This is a genomic window from Streptomyces sp. NPDC052299, assembly GCF_040679335.1.
Taxonomy (GTDB): Bacteria; Actinomycetota; Actinomycetes; order Streptomycetales; family Streptomycetaceae; genus Streptomyces.
In genome coordinates this window covers 464,277-483,551 of sequence record NZ_JBFAUP010000001.1, presented here as the reverse complement: position 1 = coordinate 483,551, position 19,275 = coordinate 464,277, and the positions used below count along the sequence as shown (strand labels likewise).

The 19,275-nt window shown below is 68.1% G+C and carries 17 protein-coding genes and 3 pseudogenes; 8 read left to right on the top strand and 12 right to left on the bottom strand.

The window, feature by feature from the left end:
* The first annotated feature begins 89 nt into the window (after nucleotides 1-89).
* Nucleotides 90-1,964: a hypothetical protein gene (locus AB0L33_RS02245; RefSeq protein ID WP_365677192.1), complete on the top strand. Its 1,875-nt coding sequence runs from the start codon at nucleotides 90-92 to the stop codon at nucleotides 1,962-1,964.
* 159 nt (nucleotides 1,965-2,123) lie between these two features.
* Here the strand turns inward: AB0L33_RS02245 and AB0L33_RS02240 are convergent, their stop codons facing one another.
* The 5 genes and pseudogenes from AB0L33_RS02240 to AB0L33_RS02220 form a co-directional block, all read right to left on the bottom strand.
* Nucleotides 2,124-3,287, bottom strand: a complete 1,164-nt coding sequence (locus tag AB0L33_RS02240) for an XRE family transcriptional regulator (RefSeq protein WP_365677191.1) — start codon at nucleotides 3,285-3,287, stop codon at nucleotides 2,124-2,126.
* A gap of 7 nt (nucleotides 3,288-3,294) precedes the next feature.
* Entirely contained in the window at nucleotides 3,295-4,077 is a 783-nt protein-coding gene (locus AB0L33_RS02235; protein WP_365677190.1) for a hypothetical protein, read from the bottom strand.
* A gap of 163 nt (nucleotides 4,078-4,240) precedes the next feature.
* Nucleotides 4,241-5,745: pseudogene (locus AB0L33_RS02230) on the bottom strand (LacI family DNA-binding transcriptional regulator).
* A gap of 29 nt (nucleotides 5,746-5,774) precedes the next feature.
* A complete protein-coding gene (locus AB0L33_RS02225) occupies nucleotides 5,775-6,143 on the bottom strand; it encodes a helix-turn-helix domain-containing protein (protein WP_365677189.1) in 369 nt (122 codons plus the stop codon).
* Nucleotides 6,144-6,464: 321 nt separating this feature from the next.
* Complete coding sequence (locus AB0L33_RS02220; protein WP_365677188.1) at nucleotides 6,465-6,749, bottom strand: helix-turn-helix transcriptional regulator; 285 nt, start codon at nucleotides 6,747-6,749, stop codon at nucleotides 6,465-6,467.
* 288 nt (nucleotides 6,750-7,037) lie between these two features.
* On the opposite strand from AB0L33_RS02220, the gene AB0L33_RS02215 reads away from it, so the two are divergent.
* The 5 genes and pseudogenes from AB0L33_RS02215 to AB0L33_RS02195 all read left to right on the top strand — a co-directional run bounded on the left by AB0L33_RS02215 (nucleotide 7,038) and on the right by AB0L33_RS02195 (nucleotide 12,123).
* Nucleotides 7,038-8,240 (top strand): DUF3631 domain-containing protein, encoded by a 1,203-nt coding sequence (locus AB0L33_RS02215; RefSeq protein WP_365677187.1) that lies wholly within the window; start codon nucleotides 7,038-7,040, stop codon nucleotides 8,238-8,240.
* A gap of 270 nt (nucleotides 8,241-8,510) precedes the next feature.
* Nucleotides 8,511-9,236 carry a DUF2637 domain-containing protein gene (locus AB0L33_RS02210; protein WP_365677381.1) on the top strand — a complete coding sequence of 242 codons (726 nt, stop codon included), beginning with the start codon at nucleotides 8,511-8,513 and terminating at the stop codon, nucleotides 9,234-9,236.
* Nucleotides 9,237-9,335: 99 nt separating this feature from the next.
* A complete protein-coding gene (locus tag AB0L33_RS02205; protein WP_365677186.1) occupies nucleotides 9,336-9,938 on the top strand; it encodes a plasmid mobilization relaxosome protein MobC in 603 nt (200 codons plus the stop codon).
* A gap of 4 nt (nucleotides 9,939-9,942) precedes the next feature.
* Nucleotides 9,943-11,642, top strand: a pseudogene (locus AB0L33_RS02200) (mobilization protein).
* A 100-nt stretch (nucleotides 11,643-11,742) separates the two neighbouring features.
* A complete protein-coding gene (locus AB0L33_RS02195) occupies nucleotides 11,743-12,123 on the top strand; it encodes a hypothetical protein (protein WP_365677185.1) in 381 nt (126 codons plus the stop codon).
* On the opposite strand, the gene AB0L33_RS02190 is transcribed toward AB0L33_RS02195, so the two are convergent.
* The 7 genes and pseudogenes from AB0L33_RS02190 to AB0L33_RS02160 form a co-directional block, all read right to left on the bottom strand.
* On the bottom strand, nucleotides 12,104-12,724 hold the full coding sequence (locus tag AB0L33_RS02190; protein WP_365677184.1) for a flavoprotein: 621 nt from the start codon (nucleotides 12,722-12,724) through the stop codon (nucleotides 12,104-12,106). The genes AB0L33_RS02195 and AB0L33_RS02190 overlap by 20 nt on opposite strands.
* Nucleotides 12,721-12,843 (bottom strand): annotated as a pseudogene (locus AB0L33_RS02185) (transcriptional regulator); the annotation flags it as partial. The gene AB0L33_RS02190 and the pseudogene AB0L33_RS02185, both read right to left, overlap by 4 nt.
* A 97-nt stretch (nucleotides 12,844-12,940) precedes the next feature.
* On the bottom strand, nucleotides 12,941-13,474 hold the full coding sequence (locus AB0L33_RS02180; protein ID WP_365677183.1) for an ATP-binding protein: 534 nt from the start codon (nucleotides 13,472-13,474) through the stop codon (nucleotides 12,941-12,943).
* Between the two features lie 44 nt (nucleotides 13,475-13,518).
* Nucleotides 13,519-14,388, bottom strand: a complete 870-nt coding sequence (locus AB0L33_RS02175; RefSeq protein ID WP_365677182.1) for a glycosyltransferase family 2 protein — start codon at nucleotides 14,386-14,388, stop codon at nucleotides 13,519-13,521.
* Entirely contained in the window at nucleotides 14,382-15,248 is an 867-nt protein-coding gene (locus tag AB0L33_RS02170; RefSeq protein WP_365677181.1) for a hypothetical protein, read from the bottom strand. The genes AB0L33_RS02175 and AB0L33_RS02170 overlap by 7 nt, the downstream gene beginning before the upstream one ends.
* A 380-nt stretch (nucleotides 15,249-15,628) precedes the next feature.
* A complete protein-coding gene (locus tag AB0L33_RS02165; protein ID WP_365677180.1) occupies nucleotides 15,629-16,333 on the bottom strand; it encodes a hypothetical protein in 705 nt (234 codons plus the stop codon).
* Nucleotides 16,330-17,490, bottom strand: a complete 1,161-nt coding sequence (locus AB0L33_RS02160) for a glycosyltransferase family 1 protein (RefSeq protein WP_365677179.1) — start codon at nucleotides 17,488-17,490, stop codon at nucleotides 16,330-16,332. The genes AB0L33_RS02165 and AB0L33_RS02160 overlap by 4 nt, the downstream gene beginning before the upstream one ends.
* A gap of 148 nt (nucleotides 17,491-17,638) precedes the next feature.
* Between AB0L33_RS02160 and AB0L33_RS02155 the strand changes: the two genes are divergently transcribed.
* Complete coding sequence (locus AB0L33_RS02155) at nucleotides 17,639-18,616, top strand: helix-turn-helix transcriptional regulator (RefSeq protein ID WP_365677178.1); 978 nt, start codon at nucleotides 17,639-17,641, stop codon at nucleotides 18,614-18,616.
* Nucleotides 18,613-19,182: a peptide deformylase gene (locus AB0L33_RS02150; RefSeq protein ID WP_093836399.1), complete on the top strand. Its 570-nt coding sequence runs from the start codon at nucleotides 18,613-18,615 to the stop codon at nucleotides 19,180-19,182. The genes AB0L33_RS02155 and AB0L33_RS02150 overlap by 4 nt, the downstream gene beginning before the upstream one ends.
* The last annotated feature ends 93 nt before the right edge of the window (nucleotides 19,183-19,275 follow it).

The window sequence follows — 19,275 nt, the reverse complement described above, 5'->3', positions numbered from 1 at the left end:
TGGCCGCGGCGGAACCACGCCTGTCTCTTCCTCACGACTTCCTGCGTACGGTCATCGCGCGGGCGTCCGACGATTCCCCGCCTACCCGCATGGCTGTCGAGGCGATTCGCGCGGCGCCCCCGGGCACGGATCGGGACGGCCTGGCCATGTCCCTGCTTACAGGACCGCTCGCAAAGTCCGCGCCCGAGTGGCTGTTGGCCATGGCAGTGGAGAGCGATCTCAGTCGCGAACCGCGCCCGCACATGACGACCGAGCGCATGGACCTGTCCCGCGTCGCTCTGTCGCACCAAGCCTGCCCGGAGGCATACAGGGCGCAGGTCCTGCAGAAGTGCCCTGAGGCGCGACTCGGTGCCCTCGGCCGGAGAGAGGGTGGCGCAGCGCTCATCCACGCCGTCGTCACTGAGCTCCGCCGACGGTCGACATCGCGCCTGCCCATCGCCCCCGAGCTGCTAAAGGATCCGACGCCCGCCCAGGTCGTTCTTGGTGAACACGGCCTGCACGAGGTTGTGTTCGTCGCAGCCCTCGACTGCCTCCCGCTCGGGCCGGACAGGCATGACGGCGAAGAAGACGTCGATACGTGGATGGATCGCCACCGTGCCGCAACCGACGCATGGGAAAGCATGTGGGACGGCGTCCTCCGGGCCCAGACCGAGCATCACCGCCGCCTGCTGGAATGGTCCGCAACGCACCCCGCCGCCGATCGCGTGGTGCGTGAGCACCTGCTCGGATCCATACCGTGGCACGTAGAACCAGCCTTGTTGGAGGAAGTCGCGGCACACGACCTGGAGTCCTTCGAGCGTGCGGTTCTCGTCACCCGGGTTTCCCGGTCCTGCAGGGACGGGCTGACGCCCACGCAGGCTCGGGAGCGCTACGCCGACGCGTTGGCGGCCGCGTCCCAGGAGGAGCGCGACTACGTGGAACGATTCCTCGACGAGGAGATGCAGTCCGAGTCCATCCAGACCGTTCTCTGCCGCCTCGCCGTCGGCTGGGTGGAGCGGGCAGGAAGCCAGACCTGGCGGTTCCTCCTCAACCCCGGCGAGGCCCGGCGTTACGGCCGACCCCGAGAATGGCTGGCGTCCCAGGAGCTCGTCGCCGCCCTCGCCACGCGGTTCGCATCGATCTGCCTTTCCGCTCTGACCCTCTGGGAACCGGAACCCGCCTCGCGCTATCGGGTCGTGCGCGACCTCGGCTGGTTGCACGCCCTCCTCGTCCATCTCCCCGAAGTCACGGAGGAGACGCGGCAGAGGGCGCGTCTTGTAGTTGAGGACACCAGGCGGTCCCTGGCTACCCGATCCAGCACATACGGCCACCCCTCCAGCCATTCCGCGTGGGAAGAGAACCAACGGGCCGAGAAACTGATGGCCACCATCCTGCCGCTCGTCACGGATCCCGTCCCTGCCCTGCCGGGCCGACGCACGGCCTCCCTCGGCGACCCTCAAAGCATCCGGTTCAGACAGCTCGCCGACGCCGACGAGGCTGTTCTCGTCGCGTACCTGGACCGGCACGCGGGGAACGACGCGCTCGTCGAGGAGGCCCTCCTCTCCTTCGCCGCCCGCCCCTACCGAAAGTCCCTCACCTTCGACGACGTACTGGCCCGCCACTCCGCCCCGGAGCAGACTCTGCTCGACCTCACCCTGCACCTGCGCAGGCGCCTGGGCGGCGGACCCGAACTGCGCGGAAGCTGGGCCGAGATCATGCTGGCCCGGCCCGAGTGCCCTCCAGAGCTGCTCCGCCTCCTGCCTGCCTGGTCAGCAGTCAAAGCACGCGGCCCGCGCTACGACACCACTCATCCTGCAGTCGCGGCCTACGTCTCCGAGGTGCTCGGCGACAGTGACGCGGCTTGGCAGCGGTTCGCAGCAAGCCCCATGTCGCACGCCGGCCCGGGCGCCTGGCATCGGCTGGGCGACCTCCTCGGCGCGGCGGTCGACGGAGTAGCGTGGCCGGCACCTCCGCCGGGTCGCTGACGGTCGCCGTGTCGAGAGCCACGAGCGCGGTCAACTCCCTTGTCATAGCGGTCTTCGCACTGTCGGTGCTCGCATCACCGGCAGGAGCCCCGCCCGCTCGTACGTCACCCTGGGGCCTCGTTTCCCTCCAGACCCTCGGGATGGGCCGACGAAGGACTCTCAACTCGGAAAGAGTTGGAGGGCCACGGGAGCGTCAGCAGCTGCGCTCTCTGTGGAGGCGTCGAGCGACAGCCTTGGACGCGTCATCGTTGCCGTGGCGTAGACCTCGTTGGCGAGCTCGAAGGGCAACCCTGAGCGGGCTACCAGTTCGTCGAACGAGACGCCGGTCTGCTCGCACAAGCGGACTGCCTTCTCAAGCAGCAGCGGTGCTTCACGAGGGCCCAGATCGCACGGCTCTGGATCGCCATTCTGGGCGAGCAACATCATCGCCCGCTTGTAGGTCGACTCCCGGAACGCGCCGAGTGCATGGGCGCGATAGACGATGGACTTGAGCGATGTCCCCCACCGTCGCTTGAGCGCGTAGAGGACTTCCCAGTCCAATCGCTGCGGAAGTTCGTCAGCGATCTCAGCGCCAGGCATCAGGAACTCGGCCGCGAAGTCGTGTGCTTGGTTCTCGACGATGCGGCTCCCCGGCTCGGCATCTAGATGCATGATCAGATGTCCAGCCTCATGGGCAGCGTCGAACCGCGATCGAGGGCGGTCGTTCTTCGCCGGATTACGGAACACCAGCGGGCGGCTTCCATACCAATGAGAAAAGGCATCCACCCGCTCGGACATGGGCGGCAGCTCCATGATCACTGCTCCGTGAGCTTCGAGCAGACGGGTCATGTGCGGGACGGGCCCAGTGGCGACACCCATGGCCTCGCGAGCTTCCCGGGCTACGGCAGCCACATCCGCCCGTGTGGGTTCTGACGGCAGCGCGAGCCGGGGCAACGAGACCGCCGGCAGCTCTACGTAGTGCTCCACAGTAGTGACCAGCCGCCACGCAATCTTTCCAAATGCGACAGCTTGATCCCTCTGTAGTTGGGTCGTCGCGCGCAAGCTGCGGAAGTGGGCTGCACTCGGCATCGTGGGCTGGGGATGCCCAGCGGCGAAGAACGTCGCAGGCACCCCGAGCGCCATCGCGAGCTGGGCCACCACCGTAGTGGAGGGACGACTCTGCCCGAGTTCGTACTGACTGACCGCCGCCGGTGTCAGCCCGACCTGCTTCGCAAGCTCGTTCTTCCGGATCCCTCGAAGCTGACGAGCAGTCGTCAGTGCCTCGGGTTCGAAGGAGCGAGAGGCGAGCTCCGCGCTCCCTCTTCCTCGCAGCGGTGTCGGCATCAGTTTCTCAGTCTGTCGTGTCGCGCTTCTCGCGCGGTTCGTCTGTACGGCGCCGCAGCGGCAGATCATGCTCACCGAGATCGCTGTAGTCCGGAGACTTCGGCAGGGTGCCACTGCCCTGCGCCGTCTCGTCTTCTTCAGCTGGCGTCTCTTGGTCGGCCTGCCCCTCCAGCGGGGGCACGTCAGTGGAAACACGCGGCGCAGGCAGTGCTGCCTGGAGATCATTATGAAGCTCGATGGTTCCATCGAGCCAAGGGGATCCGCCTTCACGGTTGTCGCGCGGAAGTCCGATCTCGACAGCGCAGTTGCCCGTCTCAAAGTCGCCGGTGTGCACGATCCGCACGTGGCCCTGCTGAACTGCGACGGCGAAACTGTCTGCCCATTCGGGATCACCGTCGAACGACAGCTGGTCGCTCACAACGCTGTTGGCAACGGCGCCCCGAAGCCGTGCAGCGCTACCGTCCCACCGGAACTGTTCGATCTTCTCCTGCACCTTGCTCGGTGCGGGCAACGGAAACTTGTAGATCCTCACGACCCATGGCCCTGAGATCACTTCAATAGCTCCGCCCGCCACCTTGCGGACCGGCACCCCTGCCTGACGGAGGCGCTCAAAGCACAGGTTCGCAATGTTCCGCCAGACCAGCTGGGCGAAGGTGCCGTTGTCATCACCGCGGGCCGGGTCATGACGATCAGCGTTGGTCGCGTACACCTCGCACGCAACATCCTCGACGATCTCCAGCACGCCAGCCTGCCGAAGATCACTGACTGCCTGCTGCAGAGTGATTTCCACGGAGGGAACATAGCAGAGGCCCACCATTTCTGCGCGAAAATCAAGCATGAACGTTCCTGGCGTACCGCACCTCAAGTAAGGAGCAGCGCGGTAGAGGGCCCGACGCGTTACCGCTTGGCCTGTCCAATGAGGTCAGGCAGCAACCGTGCCGGCTCAGGAGCGATCAGTCGCGAACGCGCAGCAACCCGTCGAGCACAATCACTGGCGACATAGGACTCATCGCACGGCGAGCGTCGAGAGCGGTCTCCCACTGCTCGGTCAGGCCGAGCATGAGGCGGCGGCGCATGCCGGGCGTGACGTGGGCGTAGCGCGCGGAGACCGAGCCGTCGATGTGGCCCATGCGTTCGTCCATGAGGACCTTCTCGGTACCGAGGTCGTCCATCATCGTACGGTGGGTGTGGCGCAGGCCGTGAGGTGTGAGGCCCTTGGCGATCGGGAGCCAGCAGGCGTCGGCCCGAGCAGCAGCGCCTCGGCCTCGGGCCGGGATGCCGGGCCACGGCTCGCCGAGGATCGGTACCGGGCGGGCCTCCTGCGGGGCCTTCTTCGGGTACCAGCCGGAGACCGCTGGGGTGAACAGCCAGGTTGCGAAGCCATTTCGGCGCCAGTGAGCCGCGTACTCCGACGTGGTGCCGCCTCGTATGAACCCGAGCTCTGCGATGGCGAGTTCGACGCGCACGCGGGTGCCCTCGCGTACGCGGTCGGGGTGGTTGAGGACGTTTGAGACCGTGCCCGTGGAGACTTCAGCACGACGTGCGACGTCGACGAGCTTCGCGCCCTGGTGGCCGCCGGTGCGGGCCGTGCCCTGGCCACGGAAGACGTACGTCCTGCCGTGGCAGGGACACGGCGTCGGCTTCGTACGGGCGATGTGGTTGAAGACGAGGGCAGACAGCCAGTCCGTCGAGTCGATGGTGCGGTAGCTGTCGTCCTTGGGTGGGCAGCGGATCAGCTCGCCGGTGTCCAGCTCGTACAGCTGCCATTCGACGCGGAAGGCGCCGGGGCGCACGAACTCCGTTTCCAGGCCGACGATTTCGCCCCATCGCTTGCCGGTGTAGCCCTTGAGGACCGTGGCGACGAACTCGTCGTCTCGCCCCGAGAGGAGGGCTGCCCGCTCAGCGGTGAGCAGGATGCCGAGCGCGTCGGTGACGACCTTCTCCGGGCCGCGGTCGCGGGAGCGGCCGGCGCGCTTGCCGCGTCCGCGCCGCCTTGCGGCCGGATTCGACGTGAGCAGGCCCTCGTCGATCGCGTCCTCGAAGATCAGGTGGAGTGTGGAGCGCCAGGTCTTGACGCTGGAGGCCGCGTAGGCCGCGCGCTCCTTCTTCTCCCACAGCTCGACGTCCGTGCGCAGGATGCCGGCGAGCGCCTTGTCCTCGAAGTCGGGGAGCAGGTGCTCCTCGATGTGGCGCTTGTAGTTCTGATCGTCGAGGCGGCGAGGTCCTGCGCCGCGTACCAGCGGCTCGCGTACTCGCTGAAGGTCTCCTGGCCGAGGCCCGGGTCACGCCACTGGCCGCGGCGTACGGTCACCTCCTCCGCGTCTGCCGCCTGCTTTGCCTCGCGCTTGGTGGCGAACTTGACCACGACGCCGGTGGCATCGGCGACCGTGCCGTACTTACCGTCCTCGATCTTGTACCGGCCACGCCAGTAGCCCGTGCGCTTCTCCGCGTACCCCACCGGGTCGCTCCCTTCTCCGTGTGAGGGTGCTAAGCAGCAGTTCCGAACTGGTCCGGGCGCGTTCGGCGCGGGGGCCTTGCTCGGAGGCGGGCCGTGGGCGTTGCTTCGTCGGCTTGTTGCCGCGGTTGGTGCTTTGCGGCGGGCGCGGGCGTGCTGCGACTGTGCTGTGAACTTCGGTCCGGTCCCTCTTCGTTCATGAGGATGATCTCGGCCAAGTGCTCGCCGGAGAAGCGATAGGCCCGACCGACGCGCACGAAGGGGATCAGCCGCCGCCGGGCGCGGTCCTTGACCCACCAGGCGGAACAGCCCAGCACGGTGGCAACGTCCTCAGGGCGGTAGAGGCGCGGCAGAGGTACGTCGGCAGGAGTGGAATTAGTGCGGGTATGGCTGGAGGCCATGCGGTGCAAGCCGGATCCTTTCAGTGGCTCGGCCGATGCGGCATCAATGACAACGGAGTCAGGTCTGTTGAGGGCGGGATAGGCGGGTCGCCACTCAGGCAGTGGTCCCGGCAACAGCACGGGATGCCAGGGGGAAAGTGGGCGCGCAGCCTGAAAACATCTCTGCCCCCATAGCGACCGTCGAGGTGACGGCACTTAATGAAGCCACTGAAGGGACACCTCACATTGAATAGCAGCTTGATATCTGGGCGGCCACGTCCAGCGCGGCGGGAACAACAATGATCCGGAGAATCGCCGGTTTGGGTAACCGGCGATCGTCGGCTATGTTGCGCCTGCTTTCGTCGACTCCGGGCGTGCCGGAGGGTTCACGAGGAGGGCGCGGGGCGGGATTCCAAGCGCTGCTGCGATGGCGACGAGGTCGTCGATGTCGCAGCGCCGGACCAGGCGTTCGATGCGTGAGACCGCGGTGAAGGTCATGGGCCTGCCGAGGGCGGTGACACGTGCGGCGAGCTGGCGCTGGGAGTAGCCGCGTGCAGTGCGGGTGTGCTCAATGGCGTGGGCGGCGGCCTGTCCGGCGGGTCCGATTCCGAGGGGGCGTGGCGGCATTGGTGTGTTGTAGCTTGCGCCCTGGCGCCCTGGGAAGGGTTTTTGCGTCTGCTGTGAGCGATGGCGACCTCAAAGAATCAGTGACGATTTCGCTAACCGCGCTTTCGGGGCTACCTTCTTGGAACTCGGTGGCCCGGCTAAGAAGCTGTGGGCAATTTCAGAACCAACACTGGACTTTCGCGCACCGGGTGTGGCTGTGTTGTCCACGCATCCGGTACCGCCGGACTACCCCGCCAATTCCGATATGCAGTCGCCGCTGCCTGCGATCGTCAATGAAGGAGCCGCCCCTTGGAAGCCGCTACACCGACGCCCTCCCCCGACGCCCAGCCCACGTGGCCTGAGGTCGCGGTCCCCGGCAAGCCGCCCGTACCCCCTTCCGACCCCGCGCCGCCCTCCGAGGGTGAGCGGGTGCTGTCCGAGCTGCGGGACCAGTTCCGCCGGTACGTCGTGCTGCCGAGGGATGAAGCCCTCACAGCGGTAACGCTGTGGGTGGCGGCCACGCACCTGCAGACGGCATGGCAGCACGCTCCACGTCTCGCGATCGTCGGCCCAGCCAAACGGTGCGGCAAGTCCCGCCTGCTGGACGTGACCACGGAGACTGTCCACGACCCGCTGATCACGGTCAACGCATCGGCCGCCGCGGTGTTCCGGTCTATTACCGACACCCCGCCGACCCTGTTGGTCGATGAGGCCGACACCCTCTTTGGTTCGGTGAAGGTCGCGGAGAAGAACGAGGAGATGCGCGGTCTGCTCAACGCAGGTCATCCGCGCAACCGGCCCACTCTGCGAGTCTCCGGGCCCAACCACGAAGTGTCGAAGTTCCCCACCTTCGCCATGGCAGCTCTCGCCGGGATCGGTGATCTGCCCGACACGATCATGGACCGGTCGGTCGTGATCCGGATGCGCCGCCGCAGGCCGGGCGAGAAGGTCGCGGAGTTCCGCACCGTACGGGACACCCCTGCGCTGCACGCCCTGCGCGACAGGCTCGTGGCCTGGCTGGCCCCGCTTCACGCCACCGCGATGGACCTGACGCCTCCCATGCCCGTCGAAGACCGTGCAGCCGACACTTGGCAGCCGTTGATCGCCATCGCTGATCTCGCGGGCGGCCGCTGGCCTGCGGCAGCGCGATCCGCTTGCCTGGCGATGACAACACACGAGGCGGAGCAGGACCAGGACAACAGCAGCCTGAGCATCCGCCTCCTGGGCGACATCCGACGTGCCTTCGCCATCGAGGGCAACCCGTCCGCGCTCCGCACCAGCCGTCTCCTGGACATCCTGAACCAGGACGAGGAGTCACCCTGGCCGGGCTACACCGAGAAGGGCCTCACCCCGCGCCATCTGCAGATCCTGCTGAAGGGCTACACCATCAGCGCGGCCAACCGCCGCTTCCCCGGCAACGTCCAGGCGCGGGGGTTCACCCGCCTGCAGTTCGCCGACGCCTGGGAGCGGTACTGCCCCGAGTCCGGGCCCGATTCCACGCCTGCCGCCTGACCTGCCTCCACCCGTCGCGACCCGTCGCCACGCAGGTCAGACCAGCGACGGGTCATCTGCCCGCAACAGGTCGACTCGACATCAGCGCCACTCCCGTATCTGCTCTGACCAGGTACGCGACGAGTCGCAACGAGTCTTGCCGATCACGGCCCACCGCCGCCCCCGCTTTTCTCTGGAGCCTCTTCGCCCTTGTTCGCACCAGCCCACACCTCATCCCCTGCCCTCGTACCGGCGACACTGCCCACCGCGATCCGCACCGGTGTGGCACTGCTGGCTGTGGCTGCCTTCGCACTCTCCTATGACGCGCTGCGTCAGATGGCCGCCGCCAGCCACATCCACCCGGCCCTCACCTATGCCTTCCCCCTCGTGATCGACGGGTTCATCGCCATCGGCATCGGCGCACTCCTCGTCCTGCGCACCGCGCCCATAGGTCCCCGGCTCTACGTCGCGGCGCTGGTCGGCACCGCCACCGCCACAAGCATCTGGGCCAACGTGCTGCACGCCGTCCGCCTCAACCAGCAGGCCCCCCGAACCGGACTGGCACTCGACGACATCACCGTCGGCATCATCTCCGCCATCGCCCCGCTCGCCCTGGCCGGCGCGGTCCACCTCTACCTCCTCGTCCAACGCCGCCCCACGCACATGGGGTCAAGGGAAGGTGGCCGTCCCTCCACAATGCACGTCGCCTCGGAACGTGGCTCCGCAACCACATCGGGCTCAGCGTCCGAAGCCGATGTGGCTCAGGTCCAGGCAGAGCAAGTGGCTCGTCCCGCGAAGCCACAGAGCACGCAACGTGACCGGGGACCGAGCGCCACGTTCGAGCAGGCCATCGAGATCGGTCGAACCGCCCCGCTCGGACGTGGCGGCCGAGTCTCCCGCCGCCACATCGAACAGGCCATCCGCAACAAAGGACTCGGCGTGGGCCGCAAACGACTCGACGAGGTCAAGGAATCCCTCCAGACCGAACTCGACCAGGCTCAGACGGTCACCGCGTAGGCCCGTCCTGTCCGGGAACCGGCTGTCCGTCACCAGGACCGTCCCAGGCGCGTAAGCCGACTCCCTCCCCGCTTCAGCCCCCTCACCAGAGAGCCGCCCATGCACGACAAGCACCGAGACGTTCCCTTCGCGCAGGAGGAGATGACCACCAGCGGCGACAGCGCAGCAAGTTGTCGGGTAAGGAATCCTTACCCGGCCCCCGCCCCTCAGCGGGCAGGAACATCCGGCGCCGAGGCGGCACCGGAGTCGGCCGGCCCGGGGGAGCCAGCCGAAAGGAGGACCAGCAAGCCCTCGCCGAACACGCCGCAGAAGCCCCTCCAGCGCCGCCGTCTGCGCGACAAGCAGCTCCGCGAGCACCGCTTCCATCCGCGTTACAACGACAACGAGTTCGCCCTCGTGAAGCACGCTGCTGCCCTGAGCGGCATGGCATCTGGTGGCTATGTGGCCAAGTGCTCGCTCGCCGCTGCCCGCTCCGATGACCCCACCGCAGCCGTCGCCGACTACCGCGCCATGATCAAGGCACTCATGGCTGCCAACGGCAAGCTCGGCCAGATCGGCAACAACCTCAACCAGCTCACCTGGCACCTCCACAAGGACGGCGCCTGGCCTCACCCGGCAACCGTCCAGCAACTCCTGGACCGCGTCGATGCGTCGGTCGCCGAGCTGGACACCGTCATCGCTCAGGTCGCTGAGGGGCGGTGATCAGGTGATACCCAAGATCATCCTCAGCTCGGGCCCAGCAGCCACGCGCCGCACGATCGGCTACCTCTTCGGCAAAGGCCGGGCGAACGAGCACACCGACCCGCACCTCGTGGCCTCCTGGAACAGCTTCGCTCCCGACCCCGGCCGCAGCCCCCATCGCGACCCCAAGGAAGTAATGGCCCAGCTCGTCGCGCAACTCGACCAACCCGTGAAGATGCTGGGCGACAAGGCTCCCAAGGACACCGTGTGGCACTGCCCCGTCCGAGCGGCACCCGAGGACCCGATCCTCACCGACGCCCAATGGGCCGACATCGCCCGGCGGATCGTGGCCGCCGCCGGCATCGCCCCCGACGGAGACACGGAAGCCTGCCGCTGGGTCGCCGTCCGTCACGCCGACGATCACATCCACATCGCCGCCACCCTCGTACGCCAAGACGGCCGACGCCCCGAACGCGGCTACGACCAACGCGCCGTCCAACGCGCGGCCCGCCAGATCGAAGTCGACTACCGGCTCAGGCGGCTGAAGCAGGGCGACGGCACCGGCGCCAAGCGCCCCACCAGCAAGGAGCACTTCAAGGCCAAGCGCCTGGGACAGGACGCCGCTACTCGTGATGTCCTCCGTCTGCGAGTGCGCCGCGCGGTTGCCGCCGCAGCTGACGAGGCCGAGTTCTTCGCTCTGCTGGAGGCGACGGGCGTGACCGTGCGCCTCAAGCTCGGCCCCTCCGGCGACGCACTCGGCTGCAACTTCGCCCTGCCCGCCGACACGAACGACAAGGGCGAGCCGGTCTTCTACTCGGGGTCCGCGCTCGCCCCCGACCTGTCCCTGCCCAAGATCCGCAAGAGCCTCGCCACCATCAGTCCCGAGCCCGTGATGGCCCCACCGGCCGATCCGTGGCGTCAGGCGACAGCAGCCACCGGACGAGTTCCCCACCACCTCATCCACAGCGACGACCCGACCGCCCAGGGCCAGCTGGTCGCGCTCGGCGCAACACTGGACATCCTGTCGTTCACCGCACCGGCCACAGTCAAGGCTGAGCTGGAACAGGCCGCATCCGCCTTCGAGCGCGCCACACGCTCCCGCATCGCGGCCGACCTGGACAGCTCCCGCGTCCTGCGCCGCAGCGTTCAAGCAATCTGGCGCGAGAAACCCGAGGACGGTGGCGGAACCGGATTCACGATGCTCCTGGACGCCGTGCTCACAGCGGTGGCGTTCGCGATGCACTGGCACCGCACGCACAACAGGAAGCAGCAGCCGAGCAAGCCCTTGTCCATCTGCAGATCGCGTACGCGCAGGCAGCTGAGCCGGTCGTGGCGGGCCTCGCGCAACGCGCTCCCAGCCTCCAGATGAAGCAGCGCTTCGCCCGCCACCTCCAGCAGGCGGTCCCCGATCGCGCCGAGCGCATCCTGGGCGACCCCGCCTGGGACGCGCTCACAGCCGTGCTCGCCGAAGCAGAGGCCGCAGGGCACAACGCAGACGCGCTTCTCGACCAAGCGCTCGACCAGCGCACCTTGGATGACGCCCGCAGCCCCGCACGTGCACTGACCTGGCGCGTCCGGCGTCTGGGCGAGCGTCACGCCCCCAGCCCCCGGGCCCAGGCGGCAAGGGCTCGCAGTGCCGCACACGGCAACGTCGGCTCGACCCGCTCAATCCGCGCGGCGCCCGCCGCTCCCCTACAACCGCGGTCGCCATCGCGCTGGCGCTGACCACGGAGCGCGCAACATAGCCGACGATCGCCGGTTACCCAAACCGGCGATTGTCCGGAGTATTTGGGCCTCAACCCCGAACTCCGAAAGGAACCCCTGCATGCCCTCGCCCGAAATCCGACCGCACATCGTCGCCCTTCTGTGCCGCGCTGACTTCAAGCTCCGGTCAGACACCAAGACCTGGAGCGACCGCTCCGGACGCCCGTTCACCAAGGCAGAGCAGGCAACAGCTCTCTCCGCCACCAAGGGCGAATTCGAGGAGTTCGGCGCACAGCACCAGCGCTACATGGAGTACCTGCGCACGAAGGAGGACAGCCCCGACACCCTCCAGAGCTTCCTCGCCCCGTTCATGGAACAGCTCACTGAGAAGACCCTCGGCAATGCGGTCGAGCTGATGACCAGCGAGGATAGGGCCGAACTCGACCGCATCCTCAGCCTCGTGATCGAACCGGCTCTCCCGTTCACCTCGTACACCTTCTGAAAGGCGTAACGGACACGGCGATCAGGCCCGTGGGGACAGCTCGGGAGTGATCGGGAGTGAGCAGTTCCAGCGCTTCCTCCCAGCGGTAGCGGTCGGCCCCTCCGCCGGCCTTCGGCTGGTGGGGCTCGTACGAGCCGATCAGGACGCCCATCTCGCGCAGCACGTCGAGGCTGCGTGCGTACGCGGGATGGGCGGCCTGGGCTCGGTTGAGGTAGGGCATGACCGCGATGGGAATGCCCATGCCGTGCGCCTCGCACAGAATGCCCAGCGCCAAGGTGTCCGAGATCCCTGCCGCCCATTTGTTGATCGTGTTGAAGGTGGCCGGCGCCACCGCGATGGCATCGGAAGGAGGCAGCGGGCGCGGGTCACCGGGCATCCGCCAGGCTGAGCGGATCGGGTAGCCGGTCTGTGCCTCGACCGCCTCGGCGTCTATGAAGCCGAGGCCCTGCGGGGTGGCGACGACGCCGACGTCCCAGTTCGCCTCCTGAGCCGCGGTGATCAGCTTGCCCACGTCGCCAGCGATCCCGGACGCGCACACGACCACGTACAAGAAGGGCTTCTTCTGATTCGGCTCGGTCTGCTGGTCTGGCTGATCACTCACGCGGGGACTCCCAGTTGGCGACTGAAGCGGTGCAGTTCAGGCAGCGTACGGCGGCGGTCGCGAGCGGCCATGTCGGCCACCGACTCGCGGATGGCCGGGCGGCGGATGTCCTCAAATGCCCAGTGCGGCCACCGGGGCATGTACGACTACGTGGCTCGCGCCAACGGTCACGCTGTCAGGGGCGACAAGGTGACGCAGGTCGAATCCCGGCGGAAGTCAGTTGCCTCGACTCGACCGGTCGGACATCAGCGTCGTCGCCAGTCGCTCGGGATCCCCGTCGTAGACGACGACGTCTTCGTCTTCAGCGGGCGGATCGAATCGGGCGAAGAAGTCGTCGAGGGCTTCAGGGGTGACCGTGAGGGCGTTAGCGTCCTCACGCTGGTTGCGTTCGGCCAGGCGCTGGAGCAGCACGTCGCGGTCGGCGGGAAGGTAGACGACCCGCGGATGACCTCCGGCTCGGCGGGCGGAGTCTCGCCAGGCATCGCGCTCGTCGCGGCGCCAGAGCCCGTGATCGAGGACGATGTCGTTACCGGCCTGCAGTTCCTTGGTGAAGCGGGCCCGGATCGCCTCGACGACGGGGCGTTCGCGCTCGAAGTAGGTGTGCTCGGGGTAATCCACGCCGTAGCGGCCATGCAGGCGGTGGACCTCCTCGTCGACGGAGAGCCGGGTGAAGCCGTGCGCCGCGAGAGCTTGAGCGACGGTGGTCTTCCCGGAGCCGGTCAGCCCGGTCAGGAGAACGGCGAGGGGCACAAGGCTTCCCTTCTGTGGCGAGTGTGTGTCAGCAGGCATTGTTCCTAACCGCGGTGGGGGGTCGCGTGTGGCGGTCGCCAGGAGGTGAAGATGCCGTGGGCCTCCGTGGTCCAGCTCGACGGCATCCTGTTCAAGGTCACCTGCCGGAAAGCGAACCGGGGGTCACTCACGTTGATGGCACCGCCGTGGCGTCCGACGTGGGCCAGGAGGTGGCCGGCCTCGTCGCGGACAGCCGGAGTGTGTTCCTGCCAGACGCCGGACGAGAAGTGCTGGACCCGACGGCGAAGATCATCCAGGACACCGGCGCGCCATTTGAAGTGGTGGACAGCGCAGAGGTGCTCGGGGTCGGGCCGGTGATCCGGAGCTCGGTGGTTGCCTGATGCCACGGCGACGTCGTGGCGGGCGAGAACGACCTTGCGGGGGTCTCCACGCAGGAGGCGGTGGGTGAGATGGCCGCCGAGGGGATACGCGCGGTCGAGGCCGCCTTCGGGGCGCCAGCCAGTAAGGCGTCCGCTGGCCGCGACTCGGTCGAGCATGAGGCCGCCGACGGCGCGGTGTCCGGCGGCGTCGGCTCGGGCCATGACGTCGGTGAGATCCGCTGGGTACTGCTGGAATTCGTCAGCGTCGGCGAGCAGGTGCCAGCCGGGCCCGGCGCGATGCCGTAGTGCGTTTCTGAGCCGGGTGTTGGTGTGCTCGTGCCACGGACCGACGCTGGTCCCGATGGGAACGATGCCGCATCCACGGGCGGTGGCCTGGAGGTCACGTCGCAGTACGGGAGAGACGTGCTCGGGGAAGTGGAAGGCGAGCAGGAACCGCTCGACGCCCAGTTGTTGGTAGTGCCGCACCCAGGCGGTAAGGAGCGGCGGCTCGATGGGGCCGATGACGGCGATCAGGGCGGGCGGTGCGGTCAGCATTCGACGCTCCTCGGACGGGGCTCCGCGTTTTCCAAGGAGGCGAAGGTGTGGGTGAGGAAGTCGGCCTGCTCCGCGGCGGAGCGCATCCCGACCTGCTCCGGTGCCTCGGGGCCCGGCCGGGCGGGCGGCATGCGGATGATCGTGTGCAGCGCGTCCGTGAGGGCGGGAGGTTCGCCGGCGGGGTAGGTCCGGGCCCAGGGCAGTCCGTCCAGGCGGGTGGTGAGCGCGGGGTCGTGGTTCGAGACGAGCAGGGGGACCCCGAGGCGTGCGGCATCCATGACCAGGCCCGATTCCTTGCCCGTGCCGGGAAGGCGGGTGACGAGGGCTACGTCGGCGGCCGCATACACAAGACGCAGAACGGCCTCACTGACAGGGCCGGGCACCGTGTGAACGCGCAGACCCGGCAAGCTGCGCCAGCGCCCCAGAACCGTCTCGTCGAGCGGGGTGCCGACAACCACCAGATGCAAGGGCTCCTTGAGCCGGGGCAGAGCCTTGTCGACCGTGTCGATGTCCTTGTACGGCCACCAGCCGCCGACCAGGCACACCACCGCCTCCGCTGCCGGGATGCCAAAGGCCACTCGGCCGCCGTCGCGCTCCACGTCGGTGAGGCCCTGGCCGTCATCCACGGCGAACGGACTGATGACCGCAGGCAGGTCAGGGAACGATGTAGAGAGCTGACGGCCCACGGCCTGTGTCGGGCACACCGCGATCGTCCGTTGCTCACCTCGGCGAGCGAGCCGGCCGAGCACTCGCACGAGCAGGTCCTCGGTGGTGACCTGCTCGTGCACGAACCGCAGGTGCGGCTGGCCGCCCAAGAGCGTCGCCAGCCCGTGCAGAGCCTCGCTCGCCGTGAGGATCACGACCGCGTCAGCACCGGGCGCCTGCTGTCGGGCGATGCGCAGGGCGGACGCTTCGGCGAGACAGCGGGCGAGGAGCGTGATCTGGTGCGGTAGTCGCCGAAGCCGGCGAGGCCACCTGCGGGGTCGGAAGGCCCACTGGCCGACAGCGGAAACGCGAGTCGCCAGCCTGGACAAGGCCAGGAGCATACCCGCCGTGGCCCCGTGCGGACCCGCGAACGTGCGGGCTCCCGTCTCCCGCAAGGCCGTCTCCCCATCGGCCGCGATCCCGTTCGGAGCGATCACCACGCTCCCGGGGCGGGCCCGGGCGAGAGCGATCAGGGTGCGCTGGTGGTGCCCGCCCATGCGATGGGCGTACGGCTCGATGAGTACGAGTGGCTCACTCATCCCGAGATCACCTGGTCCCCGTGCGCAGCGGTGAAGCGCTCTCGCAGCCACGCGGGGTCGTTGAGGTGATCGAACTGTTGCGAGTCGCGGGCCGCCTCCCGAGCGAACTCGATCCCCTCGCTCGCCCCGACGGCGGCAAAGTCGGCGAACTCGCCGGTGCGGCTGCCCGTCCACGCCTTCATTCGCCGACGGGCATCGTCGTCGGCCATCCCGTACTCGCTGCCACGGGCGAGCATGGCGCACTCACGGAAGCCCGCCTTCCAGGCGTGCAGAGGGCTTTGGTTGAACCGTGTGATCCCAGCGTTCTGACGGGCGAACTCGATGCGGCCGGGCAGAGCTGCGAGGACGTCCACGGCCGCGCCCATGTCGCGCAGTGCACTGCGGCGGATCAGCTTCAGTCCGCCGTAGCCGTAGATCAGGCCATTGACGGGATTGACCGCCTGCCAGACACGCATGGAGACGCCCTCATCCAGCGGTTCGACCGCGGACGGATCGAAGTCGGTGTTGATGGCGAAGTCACCGTCGGCGAGGAAGAACTGCTCGTGGTCGACGACCTCAGCGCACAGCCGGTAGGCCCTGCGCATGCCGTGCACCCCGTGCAGGCGTTTGACCGTGCCGCCGAGTGTCCGCTGGAGTCGGGAGTGCAGGGAGTCGGCCATCGGCTCGTCGTAGGACAGCAAGACCGCGTCGAAGCCGGTCACGAGATCGCCTCCAGGTACCGGGTGGCGATGAGCGCGGGCGTGAAGTCGTGAGTGGAGGCGTACGCACGCTTGGCGTGCAGGGCGTGGAACTCGTCATCCGTGACGAGGCGTTCGGCCAGGGCTACTGCCTCTTCGGGCGCGGTGAAGCACAGCTCGGGATCGATGTGTTCGGCCAGCCAGCCCAGCCTGGGTGCGATGACCGGCAGGCCCATGCCCTGGCAGTCGATCACGCTCATCGACCAGGGGCAGCCGTGCCGGAACGGGGCGATGCCGAAGCGGGCGCCGGCCAACAGGTGCTTGTAGCGGGTGCGGTCGCCGCGATCGGAAACGACCTGGACGTGCGGGAGAGCGGCCAGTTGGTCTCGCATCCGCTCCGGGCTGTCGTCGAGTCCTTTGCGCTCGGCCCGGCGGTCTCCGAAGAGGTCCATCACCCTCAGTCGCACCTTGCCGGACTCTGTCAGGTCGCGCGCCATACGGACGAACTTGTCGGTGCCGTAGTGCGCGTAGAGCCTGTGGTTGTAGATACCGATCTTGCTGTCCGGCCTGAGGTCGGAGCTGGTAGCGGCGGGATCGCGCACCAGCCGCTCGTCCCGTGGGGCCGGAACCACGCGGAGCCGGTCGCCCAGATCTACGGTCATACGGGTGGCGGCAGCCGACACCCAGGAGGCGGCCGTGGAGGAGTGCACCATCACGCGGTCGCAGGCGGCCAGACCGGCGGCGAACGCCAGCTGCACCGGCCGGCCGAGCCCCGCGTCGTTCAGGGACGGGTCGAGCAGCAGCTGGCCACCGCTGTTGAAGGAGAAGGGGAGGTAGTGACAGTACCCGGCGAGTAGTGCGTCAACTCCGGCCTCCAGCAGCGCGGTACGGATCGCGGGCGCCTCCTCGATCTGGTTGGCCACCACCACGTCCGGCCGCTCCGACCGGATCAACGTGACGAGCTCGTCGACATCGTTCGAGAAACGGGCCCGGTACTTCGTCCCGGGCGTCTTCGTCTGCCGGAAGCCGCAGCGGGAGTCACCGGCGGCGGCCGGGGCCGCGACGGTCACCTCGGCGCCGGCGTCCACCAAGGCCGGCGCGAGCAAGTCGGCGAAGATCCACCCCGAATCCGCCGACAGTCGGTCAGGGTTTGAGATGTTCAGCAGGTACAGCACACGCATGAGATGTCGCCTCCCTCATCTGCCCGGACGGGTCGATCCGGGCCGCTGAGGGAAGGAAAGCGGTGACGGGCACCGTGACGGGATGATGAACTTGGATCACTCACGGTTCATTCATGCTCACCAACAAGTGACGCGGGGCGGGGCTTCGATGGACGCGCACAGCGAGGAGATCACCGTCGAGCAGGCGGCCGAGGGCTTCGCAGCCGAAGTAGCCAGGTGGCGGGAAGTACGCGGCATGTCCAAGCGCGCCCTCGCACGGGCCATGGGCTTCGACCCGTCCTACGTCAGTCACGTGGAATCAGGCCGCCACAAGCCCAGCGAGGAGTTCGCCCGCCTCGCCGACGAGGCGCTTAACGCCGGAAAGGCGATCTGGCGGCGGTGGGGCGACTACGAGCAAGCCCGCGTTCGCGCAACCAACCGTCCGGCTGTGCCGACTCAAGCCTCCTCCAGGACGGAGCAGCCGTACGCCACCGGTTCCGCTCTTGTCGTCGAGCACGACGCCGCCCTGCTCCAGTACGACGGCAGCGCCTACCGCCTCACCATGCGCAGACTGCTGCGCAACACCGGCACCGAACCGATCACCCGCTACCTGATCCGTATCTCCGTCGACCGCTACCCCGGCGATCCGGAGCGCTCCAACATCCACTACCGGGCTCATCCGCTGACCTGGAACGAACTCGACCTCACGGCGACGTGTCGCGGCGAGACGATGCGCTGGCAGGCCAAGCACGACCGCGACGCCTTCAAAGAGGTCTGGCTGCTGTTCGACAACGAGCGTGGGCGCTTCCCGCTCTACCCCGGCGAATCCGTGTGGATCGAGTACGCGTACACCGTCGGAGACGACAAGTGGGGCAACTGGTTCCAGCGCGCCGTCCGCCTTCCCACCGAACAGCTCGAAGTCCAACTCGCCTTCCCCGCGCACCTGGATCCGGTCGTCTGGGGAACCGAGACCTCCATGACCGCCGAAGCGTCCCCGCTGCGCACCCCGCCCATCCGCAGCGACGCGGGCGAACTGAGGCAGTTCACCTGGATCACGGCGACACCCGCCCTGCACGCTCGGTACCGTCTGGAGTGGCGATTTCGGGCCAGGCCCGAACAGGACATGAATCAAGGGGAGTTCAGGTGACCGACGTACGGCCCAGCCAGCGCATGCGCGATCTCGGAGTCGTCCAGCGCGGCGCCGGCATCCTGGACGAAACGGCCCGCGCCTTCAGCCTGCCCGCCGAACGCGACGAAGCCGAGCGCATCACCGACGAACTGTTCGCCGCCCTGGACCGCATCGGCCAGGTCCACCCCTTCGCCAAGGGCATGGGCATCGCCGCCCCGCAGATCGGCATCGGCCGAGCCGCAGCCGTCGTACAACCCCCTGCGAACGCCCCCGCCGTCATCCTCCTCAACCCGAAGATCACCGCCCGCTCCGAGGAGACCGACGAACACTACGAAGGCTGCCTCAGCTTCTTCGACGTACGCGGTCTCGTGCCGCGACCGCTGACGATCACCGTCGAGACCACGACCCTCACCGGCGAGACCGTCACCACCGTCTACGAGCGCGGCCTCGCCCGCCTCATCCACCACGAGATCGACCACCTCGACGGCCTCGTCTACACGGCCCGCATGAAGGACGGGGTCGTCCCGATCCCGGTCGAGGAGTACCGCCAGACCGGTCAGGCGTGGGCCTACGAGCGGTCCTGACCTCGGGCTGATCGGCGATCCATCCTCCGGAACACCCTGTTCCGGTGCCAGGCAGAGCCCGGCCGTCGGCCGGCTGGTTCTCCAGCGACAGCG

Excerpts from the sequence above, each read along its gene's own strand:
- AB0L33_RS02220 (WP_365677188.1), bottom strand. The coding sequence starts at position 6,749 with ATGCCGCCACGCCCCCTCGGAATCGGACCCGCCGGACAGGCCGCCGCC.
- AB0L33_RS02205 (WP_365677186.1), top strand. The coding sequence starts at position 9,336 with ATGCACGACAAGCACCGAGACGTTCCCTTCGCGCAGGAGGAGATGACC.
- AB0L33_RS02245 (WP_365677192.1), top strand. The coding sequence starts at position 90 with ATGGCTGTCGAGGCGATTCGCGCGGCGCCCCCGGGCACGGATCGGGAC.
- AB0L33_RS02155 (WP_365677178.1), top strand. The coding sequence starts at position 17,639 with ATGGACGCGCACAGCGAGGAGATCACCGTCGAGCAGGCGGCCGAGGGC.
- AB0L33_RS02240 (WP_365677191.1), bottom strand. The coding sequence starts at position 3,287 with ATGCCGACACCGCTGCGAGGAAGAGGGAGCGCGGAGCTCGCCTCTCGC.
- AB0L33_RS02225 (WP_365677189.1), bottom strand. The coding sequence starts at position 6,143 with ATGGCCTCCAGCCATACCCGCACTAATTCCACTCCTGCCGACGTACCT.
- AB0L33_RS02195 (WP_365677185.1), top strand. The coding sequence starts at position 11,743 with ATGCCCTCGCCCGAAATCCGACCGCACATCGTCGCCCTTCTGTGCCGC.
- AB0L33_RS02160 (WP_365677179.1), bottom strand. The coding sequence starts at position 17,490 with ATGCGTGTGCTGTACCTGCTGAACATCTCAAACCCTGACCGACTGTCG.
- AB0L33_RS02175 (WP_365677182.1), bottom strand. The coding sequence starts at position 14,388 with ATGCTGACCGCACCGCCCGCCCTGATCGCCGTCATCGGCCCCATCGAG.